This is a genomic window from Amycolatopsis marina (genome assembly GCF_900111885.1).
Lineage (GTDB): Bacteria > Actinomycetota > Actinomycetes > Mycobacteriales > Pseudonocardiaceae > Amycolatopsis > Amycolatopsis marina.
Map to the genome: position 1 here is coordinate 97,214 of NZ_FOKG01000020.1, position 8,303 is coordinate 105,516.

Consider the following 8,303-nt stretch of genomic DNA (forward strand, 5'->3'; position numbering starts at 1 on the left):
GGAGCCCACTCCGTACCTTGGTGTCCGAGGGGGGACTTGAACCCCCACGCCCGTTAAGGGCACTAGCACCTCAAGCTAGCGCGTCTGCCATTCCGCCACTCGGACTTGCTGGGAACACAGTATACGAGCCTGCCGAAGCGCTTGAAGGTGGGGGTGACTCACGGTGGCGGTCTGAGTGTTTGCCCTGGCAATGGTAGGAATGCCAGGTAGTGAGCACACCGAACGATCGAACAGGGGCGGGTCCAGCACCGTGAGTGAGCAGAACCAGATCGAGACAGCCGCGGACGACGCGGTCACGCTGACCAGCGAGCTGATTCGGATCGACACCACCAACACGGGCGATCCGGACACCCTGGTAGGCGAGCGGGCGGCCGCGGAGTACGTCGCGGAGAAGCTGACCGAGGCCGGCTACGAGATCGAGTACGTCGAGTCCGGTGGCAAGAATCGGCACAACGTCATCGCCCGGCTGCCCGGGGCCGACCCCTCGCGGGGCGCCCTGCTCATCCACGGTCACCTCGACGTCGTGCCCGCCGACGCCTCCGAGTGGTCCGTGCACCCGTTCTCCGGCGCCGTGCAGGACGGCTACGTGTGGGGTCGCGGCGCCGTCGACATGAAGGACATGGTGGGCATGACGCTCGCCCTGGCCTGCCACTACAAGCGCAACGGCATTGTCCCACCGCGCGACCTGATCTTCGCCTTCGTCGCCGACGAGGAGGCGGGCGGCAAATACGGCGCCCAGTGGCTCGTTGAGCACCGGCCCGACCTGTTCGAGGGCGCCACGGAGGCGATCAGCGAGGTCGGGGGCTTCTCCATCACCCTCAAGGACGACGTCCGTGCTTACCTGATCGAGACCGCCGAGAAGGGCATCCGGTGGATGAAGCTGCGCGTGCGCGGCACCGCGGGACACGGCTCGATGATCCACCGCGACAACGCCGTCACCAAGCTGTCCGAGGCCGTCGCCCGCCTCGGCAACCACCGCTTCCCCCTGGTCCTCACCGACTCCGTGCGTGAGTTCCTCGCAGGCGTCACCGAGATCACCGGCTGGGACTTCCCCGAGGACGACATCGACGGCGCCGTCGCCAAGCTCGGCAACATCTCCCGAATGATCGGCGCCACCCTCCGGGACACGGCCAACCCCACCATGCTCACAGCCGGCTACAAGTCCAACGTCATCCCGTCGACCGCGGAGGCCGCCGTCGACTGCCGCATCCTGCCCGGCAGGTTGGAGGCGTTCGACCGGGAGCTCGATGCCATCCTCGGCCCGGACATCGAGAAGGAGTGGATGGAGCTTCCCCCGGTCGAGACCACCTTCGACGGCGCACTCGTCGACGCCATGACCGCCTCGGTACTTGCCGAGGACCCCGGCGCGCGGACCCTGCCCTACATGCTCTCCGGCGGGACCGACGCGAAGGCCTTTCAGACCCTCGGCATCCGCAACTTCGGCTTCGCGCCCCTCAAGCTCCCCGCTGAGTTGGACTTCTCCGCCCTGTTCCACGGCGTGGACGAGCGGGTTCCGGTCGACGCCCTGCGCTTCGGCACCCGGGTGCTCGACCGCTTCCTGCGTGCCTCGTGACCAGGACTCAGATGATCGGGCCCGGCAGGCCGGCGGCAGCGAGGGTTCGGCGCCTGCGCAGCCACACCCGTCTCGTGCCGTCCGCATACAGGCGCACGTTCGACAGTTCCCACCCGGAGAACTCCGCCTGAATGGAGAGTTGGACCGCTGCGGAGAGACGGGAGACACCCGGTGGCAGCTGAAGCCGCCGGTACTCCCATTTCTCCGTGAAAGAACTCTCCTCGCTGTCCTCTCCGCTCATGGCGCGATCACCTGAATCCCTTCTCCAGCCGCCGAGCCGACCACCACCTGCCCGGTGCGGTCGTCCACGGCCACCGAGTTCGGCTGCCGAACTGTGGGGAACCGGTACTTCTCCTCTGGCTCACCGCCGCGCAGGTCGAAACCGACGACCTCGTTCCGCCCGGTCAGGGTGACCCAGGCCAGCTTCCGTTTCGCGTCGCTGGCGATCGCGTACACGCCCCCCGGCACCGGATACCGCTGCCGCAGCAAAAGCGGTTCGGTCGAGAACGCGAGCAGCGATCCCGCCCTCGTGTCGGTGACCAGCACCCGGCCGAACGGATCGGCCACCGCGTTCGTCGCGCCCTGACCCGCCCGCAGTCCCACGTCCACGGTGCCCGCCTCGACGTCCACCTCGAACAACGCCGTCCGTAGCCGGTCCAGCACCACCGTGTGTCCGCCGGCGGTGACAACCTGGTCCGCGCTGTACAACTCCCCGGAGATCGTCTTCGTCACCGTCTCGCCGTCAAGGACCTCGATCGCCTTGCGGTCCCGCACCGCCACCAGGGAACGACCGTCGTGGCTTGCAGACGCCACCGGTGCGCCGGCCACTTCGGCCGTCCTGACCGTGGTACCGGACGGCTCGAACCACACCACGCTGCCCGCGCCCGGCACACTCGCAACGAACTGGCCTTCTTGCACGGCGAGGCTCGCGGCCTGGCCGGGCAAGGACACGGTGCGGGGTTTCGCGCCGGGGGCATCCAGATCGTGGAGCAGGACCGACGGCGGCTGTTGCACCGCCACCGCCAGCGTCCGGCTTCCCGAGTCGACCGCCAGCGCGGTGACCTTCTCGGCAGGCAGCACCGTTCCCTCGGGCTCGGCGGTCGTGGCGGGCGAGACCGCAGCAGTCGCGGCCACCGGGTCGGCCACCACCTGCAACGCGTCGCCGCCGCCTTCCTTGACCTCCGAACACCCGCTGAGCACCAGCGCGCAGGCAAGGCCGATCGCGACCAGTGGGACGGAGGCGATGTGCTTCACCGAGTGACCTTCCGGTTCGTGGCCGACGTTCTCTCCAGCATCCCCCACCAGCCCTGTCTCGTCACGTGAGCGTCATCTCGATGACCGACACCGTTACCGGGGCCACCGCTCCGGGTAACCGAAGTCGATCGCGGACACGTCGTCCAGGGCCGCCTTGATCGCAGGCGGGAGAGACAGTTCCTCCGTGGCCAATGACCCGGTCAGCTGCCCCGTGTCCCGCGCACCGACCACGGGCGCGACGACCCCGGGACGGTCCCGCACCCAGGCCAGCGCCACGACCAGTGGCGAGGTGCCGAGTCCGTCCGCCGCCGTCGCGACAGCCTCGACGATCCGCCCCGCCCTGTCCGTCCGGTGCTGCTCGACGTACCCCGCGTACGTCGTCGATGCGCCCCGCGAGTCGGCCGGGGTGCCGGAACGATACTTCCCGGTGAGCACGCCCCGGCCCAGCGGTGCCCAGGGCAGCACGCCGATACCGTGATGCGCGGCCGCGGGCACCACCTCACGTTCGATCCCGCGTTCCAGCAGCGAGTACTCCATCTGGGTCGACACGATGCACGTGTCTCGTGAGAGCGTCGCCGCCGTCGCGAGTTGCCAGCCCGAGTAGTTCGACACCCCGGCGTAGCGGACCTTGCCGCTGCTGATCGCGAGGTCCAGCGCCGACAGCGTCTCCTCCAGCGGCACATGGCTGTCCCAGGCGTGCAGCTGCCACAGATCGAGATGGTCCACTCCGAGCCTGCGCAGCGAGCTGTCGAGCGCGCAGAGCAGGGCACCCCTGGACGCGCCACCACCGAACGGCCCCTCGGTCCGCCGCGCGACGGCCTTCGTGGCGAGCACGATGTCCTCACGGGGCACCAGGTCGGACAGCAGGGAACCGAGAATCCGCTCGCTCTCGCCACTGCTGTAGATGTCGGCGGTGTCCACCAGCGTGCCGCCCGCGTCGACGAACGCGACGAGCTGACTCGCGGCCTCCTCGGCGTCGGTTTCGGTACCCCAGGACATGGTGCCGAGAGCCATCCTGGAGACCCTCAGGCCAGAGGCGCCGAGCTGCCGAGCTTCCATGGCCCTCTACCTTAACCTTCGTCGGATCACGTACTTGACCAAGGCGCGTTAAGCCGTGATCACTCGCCCGATAGTGTCGGCGCCCGTGCGAATGGTTCTCGATTTCGACAAGTGTGACGCCCTCGGCACGCTCCGGCGCGCCATCCGTCCCGGGGGAGTGCTGACGTGAGCTGGTTCGAAGCGATCGTGCTCGGCCTTGTCCAGGGGCTGACCGAATTCCTGCCGATCTCGTCCAGTGCTCACCTGCGCATCACCGCCGCCTTCGCGGGCTGGGACGACCCCGGCGCGGCGTTCACCGCGGTCACACAACTCGGCACCGAGGCCGCCGTGGTCCTCTACTTCGGCAAGAAGATCGTCAACATCCTGTCCGCCTGGTTCTTCTCCCTCTACAAGCCGGAGTACCGCAGCCATCCCGATGCGCGGATGGGCTGGCTGATCATCGTCGGTTCGCTGCCCATCGTCGTCCTCGGGCTGCTGTTCCAGGAGAAGATCGAGCACGCGTTCCGCGACCTGCGGCTGATCGCCACCACGCTCATCGTGTTCGGCATCCTGCTCTGGATCGCCGACCGGATCGGGCGCAAGGACCGCGACCTCGACCACCTGACCGTCCCGCACGGTCTCGGATACGGCTTCGCGCAGGCACTCGCCCTGATTCCCGGGGTGTCCCGCTCCGGCGGCACGATCACCGGTGGTCTGTTGCTCGGATACAATCGTGCCGACGCGGCCGAGTACTCCTTCCTGCTGGCCATCCCCGCGGTGCTGGGTTCGGGCTTCTACAAGCTCACCGACATCGGGGAAGGGCAGGGACCCGCGGTCGGGCCGACGATTCTGGCCACGATCGTCGCCTTCGGCGTCGGCTACGTCGTGATCGCCTGGCTGATGGCCTTCATCAAGAAGCGCACGTTCGTCCCGTTCGTGTTGTACCGGATCGCGCTGGGCATCCTGTTGTTCGTCCTGGTCTTCAGCGGGGTCCTCGACCCGGAGGCCGGCCCGGTCGTTTAGCGGCCAACCGGGTGTCTGGAGGTCGACCGGCACGTAGTGTGGCGGCCGTGGGTACCGTCATCCTCCTGCGGCACGGCCGCTCCACCGCGAACGGTTCTGGTGTGCTCGCCGGGCGTTCGCCCGGGGTCGATCTCGACAGCACCGGGCGAGCACAGGCCGAGGCACTCGTCCAGCGACTCGCCGGAATCCCGTTGGCCGCGCTGGTCGCGTCCCCGCTGCAACGCTGCGCGCAGACCCTCGCACCGCTGGCCGAGGCCCGTGGCCTGACACCGGAAACCGACCCGGAACTGTCCGAGGTGGACTACGGCGACTGGACCGGCCGCGAACTCAAGGACCTGGCGAGCGAGCCGCTCTGGCGGGTGGTGCAGGCACACCCTTCCGCCGCGGTGTTTCCGGGCGGCGAGGGACTGGCGGCCATGCAGAGCCGCGCGGTCGGCGCCGTCCGGCGGCAGGACGAACGGATCACCGCGGAGCACGGCGCGCACGCGGTATGGATCGCGTGCACCCATGGCGACATGATCAAGTCCGTGCTCGCCGACGCCCTCGGTCAGCACCTGGACTCCTTCCAGCGCATCGTCGTCGAGCCCGGCTCGGTCTCGGTGATCCGCTACACCGAACTGCGTCCGTTCGTGCTCAGGATGAACGACCACGGGGCCGACCTCGGCGGCATCGTGCCGCCGGAGCCCGAGAGCGGCAAGGAGGGAGACCCGGCGTCGTCCGACGCCGCGGTCGGGGGATCGACAGGACGAAAGGACCGCGAGTGAGCACTGGGGCCAATCCCTTCGACGTGCCGAGCGAGCTGCCCTACGGGCTGCCACCGTTCGACCGCATCACCGAAGAGCACTTCCTGCCCGCCTTCGAGGCGGGCATCACCGAGCACGCCGCCGAGATCGACCGGATCGCCACCGATCCCCAGCCTCCGACGGTGGAGAACACGCTCGTCGCGCTGGAACGGTCCGGTCGGCTGCTCGGGCGCGTGTCCGCGGTGTTCTTCAACCTCGCGGGTTCGGACTCGACCCCACGGATCCAGGAGATCCAGGCCGACATCGCGCCCCGGCTGGCCGCGCACGCCGACGCCATCCACCTCGACCCGCGCTTGTTCGCCAGGATCGACGACCTGTACTCGCGCCGCGACGCACTCGACCTCGATCCGGAGACGGCGTGGCTGCTGGAGCGCTACCGCCTGGAGTTCCAGCGGGCAGGCGCCGGACTTCCCGAGCCGGACCAGGAACGTCTGCGCGCGCTCAACGAGGAACTGTCCTCACTGAGCACCCGGTTCCAGAACAACCTGCTCTCCGACACCAACGACCTGGCCGTGCTTGTTTCCGACGCCGCCGAGCTGGCCGGGCTGTCCGAGGACACGATCGCCGCGGCTGCCGAGGCAGCCACCGCCCGCGGCAACGACGGCGCCTACCTGCTCAAGCTCGGCCTCCCGACGGCCCAGCCCGTGCTGGCCGCGCTGCGCGACCGGGGACTGCGCGAGCGGATCCACGCCGCGTCGGTCAGCCGGGGCGCGCGCGGCAACGAACACGACAACTCGACGACGCTGGCCCGGATCACCGAGTTGCGGGCGGAACGCGCACGCCTGCTCGGTTTCCCCGACCACGCGGCATACATGATCGCCGACCAGACCGCTGGTACCGCGGACGCCGCCCTCGCCCTGCTGCGGCAGCTCGCGCCGGTCGCCGCCCGCAACGCACAGGCCGAGCGGGAGGAGCTGCAGCAGGTCGCCGCCGCGGACCCGGCGCACAGCGGCCAGCTCGCGCCCTGGGACTGGGCCTACTACGCGGAGCAGGTCCGCAAGGAACGGTTCGACATCGACACCGCCGCCCTGCGGCCGTACTTCGAACTGGAACGGGTCCTGATCGACGGCGTCTTCCACGCCGCGGGCCGCCTCTACGGGCTGACCTTCACCGAACGCCACGACCTCCCGGTCTACCACCCCGAGGTCAGGGTGTTCGAGGTTCACGACGCCGACGGCAGCGGACTGGGCCTGTTCCTCGGCGACTACTACACCCGCGACACCAAACGCGGCGGTGCGTGGATGAACAACTTCGTCGAGCAGTCCCGCCTGCTGGGCGAACGCCCGGTGGTGGTGAACAACCTCAACATCGTCCGGCCACCGGAGGGCGAGCCGACGCTGCTCACCTTCGACGAGGTCATCACCGCGTTCCACGAATTCGGCCACGCACTGCACGGTCTGCTGTCCGATGTGCACTACCCGAAGTTCTCCGGGGCGAACGTCCCACGCGACTTCGTGGAGTTTCCCTCACAGGTCAACGAGATGTGGGCGCTGTGGCCGGAGGTGCTGGCGAACTACGCGAAGCACCACCGCACGGGAGAGCCGCTACCGCAGGAGCTGGTGGACCGGTTCGTGGAGTCACAGCACCACGGTGAGGGATTCCGCACCACCGAGTACCTCGGCGCGTCGTTGCTGGACCAGGCCTGGCACGCGCTGGCGCCTGGGGAGCGGATCGAGGCGGGCGACGTGGCCCGGTTCGAGGCCGAGGCGCTGGAGAAGGAAGGCGTGGCCTTGCTCGCCGTTCCGCCGCGATACCGCAGCACTTACTTCGCGCACATCTTCAGCGGTGGGTACAGCGCCGGCTACTACTCCTACATCTGGAGCGAGGTGCTCGACGCCGACTCGGTGGAGTGGTTCCGCGAGAACGGTGGCCTGACCAGGGCCAACGGGGACCACTTCCGGTCGAAGCTCCTGGCGCGCGGCGGCAGCATCGACTCCATGCGGGCCTTCCGCGAATTCCGCGGCAGGGACCCGGAGCTCGAGCCGCTCCTGCGCCGCCACAACTTCATCGGCTAGGGGAGTTCCCGAATGCCACATTGAGGTTTTCTCAGTGGGTTGATCTTGGGGTGTGTGGTAGGCGGAGAGCCTCTGGTAGTGACTGGGTTTGCTGAAGACCAAGTCTGAGGAACCAGAGGCTCTCCGTGATTACGTATCGTGCCACGCTGGATGTCGCGCGCCCGATCGGGCAGTTTGTGGCGCAGTTGCTGACCGAGCATCGCCGGGCGGTGGGGACCCGGCGGGGGCGCCGTGCGCTGGGGCCCTTCGCCCAGGCGGTGCTGGTCCTGCGCTGGTTCCGTGACGCCACCCCGGTAGCGCGGCTGGCTACCGATTCCGGGATCGGTGTCGCCACCGCTTACCGCTACCTGCACGAAGGCATCACCGTGCTCGCCGCCCAGACCCACGACCTGCCCGAGGTACTCACCGAACGGCTGGCCGCCGGAGACACCCACCTCATCCTGGACGGCACCCTGATCCGCACCACCCGCGTCGCCGGGACCGTGATCAAAACCAAAGGCCGCACCGCCGGACAACCAGTACACCGCTGGTACTCCGGTAAACACCGCGCCTTCGGCGGCAACATCCAGTTCCTCGCCACCGCCGACGGATTCCCCC

Annotated in this window: 8 protein-coding genes and 1 tRNA gene; 5 read left to right on the forward strand and 4 right to left on the reverse strand. The window is 68.7% G+C overall.

The genetic code is table 11. From position 1 onward, the window contains the following. Nucleotides 1-18: 18 nt before the first annotated feature. Nucleotides 19-105 (reverse strand) — tRNA-Leu (locus tag BM199_RS26800). Between the two features lie 145 nt (nucleotides 106-250). On the opposite strand from BM199_RS26800, the gene BM199_RS26805 reads away from it, so the two are divergent. After that, nucleotides 251-1,573 carry a M20/M25/M40 family metallo-hydrolase gene (locus tag BM199_RS26805; protein WP_091677083.1) on the forward strand — a complete coding sequence of 441 codons (1,323 nt, stop codon included), beginning with the start codon at nucleotides 251-253 and terminating at the stop codon, nucleotides 1,571-1,573. Nucleotides 1,574-1,580: 7 nt separating this feature from the next. On the opposite strand, the gene BM199_RS26810 is transcribed toward BM199_RS26805, so the two are convergent. From BM199_RS26810 to BM199_RS26820, 3 genes are all read right to left on the reverse strand, one after another. Beyond that, the gene (locus BM199_RS26810; RefSeq protein WP_091677086.1) at nucleotides 1,581-1,814 is read right to left on the reverse strand and encodes a DUF5703 family protein; all 234 of its coding nucleotides are present in this window, start codon (nucleotides 1,812-1,814) and stop codon (nucleotides 1,581-1,583) included. After that, on the reverse strand, nucleotides 1,811-2,827 hold the full coding sequence (locus BM199_RS26815; RefSeq protein WP_091677134.1) for a YncE family protein: 1,017 nt from the start codon (nucleotides 2,825-2,827) through the stop codon (nucleotides 1,811-1,813). The genes BM199_RS26810 and BM199_RS26815 overlap by 4 nt, the downstream gene beginning before the upstream one ends. Nucleotides 2,828-2,920: 93 nt before the next feature. Further along, nucleotides 2,921-3,886, reverse strand: a complete 966-nt coding sequence (locus tag BM199_RS26820) for an aldo/keto reductase (RefSeq protein ID WP_177242806.1) — start codon at nucleotides 3,884-3,886, stop codon at nucleotides 2,921-2,923. Nucleotides 3,887-4,051: 165 nt separating this feature from the next. Here BM199_RS26820 and BM199_RS26825 point away from each other — a divergent pair, with 165 nt between their 5' ends. The 4 genes from BM199_RS26825 to BM199_RS26840 all read left to right on the forward strand — a co-directional run. Continuing rightward, the gene (locus BM199_RS26825) at nucleotides 4,052-4,888 is read left to right on the forward strand and encodes an undecaprenyl-diphosphate phosphatase (protein ID WP_091677089.1); all 837 of its coding nucleotides are present in this window, start codon (nucleotides 4,052-4,054) and stop codon (nucleotides 4,886-4,888) included. A gap of 47 nt (nucleotides 4,889-4,935) precedes the next feature. Further along, nucleotides 4,936-5,652: a histidine phosphatase family protein gene (locus tag BM199_RS26830; protein WP_091677139.1), complete on the forward strand. Its 717-nt coding sequence runs from the start codon at nucleotides 4,936-4,938 to the stop codon at nucleotides 5,650-5,652. Continuing rightward, nucleotides 5,649-7,706 (forward strand): M3 family metallopeptidase, encoded by a 2,058-nt coding sequence (locus BM199_RS26835; RefSeq protein WP_091677092.1) that lies wholly within the window; start codon nucleotides 5,649-5,651, stop codon nucleotides 7,704-7,706. Before BM199_RS26830 ends, BM199_RS26835 begins: the two co-directional genes overlap by 4 nt. A 125-nt stretch (nucleotides 7,707-7,831) precedes the next feature. Further along, nucleotides 7,832-8,303: transposase (locus tag BM199_RS26840; RefSeq protein WP_483860449.1), on the forward strand; the 472-nt coding region annotated here is incomplete at its 3' end.

What these genes read in the sequence shown, in the direction of transcription:
- BM199_RS26820 (WP_177242806.1), bottom strand. Translation starts at nt 3,886, where the DNA reads ATGGAAGCTCGGCAGCTCGGCGCCTCTGGCCTGAGGGTCTCCAGGATG.
- BM199_RS26810 (WP_091677086.1), bottom strand. Translation starts at nt 1,814, where the DNA reads ATGAGCGGAGAGGACAGCGAGGAGAGTTCTTTCACGGAGAAATGGGAG.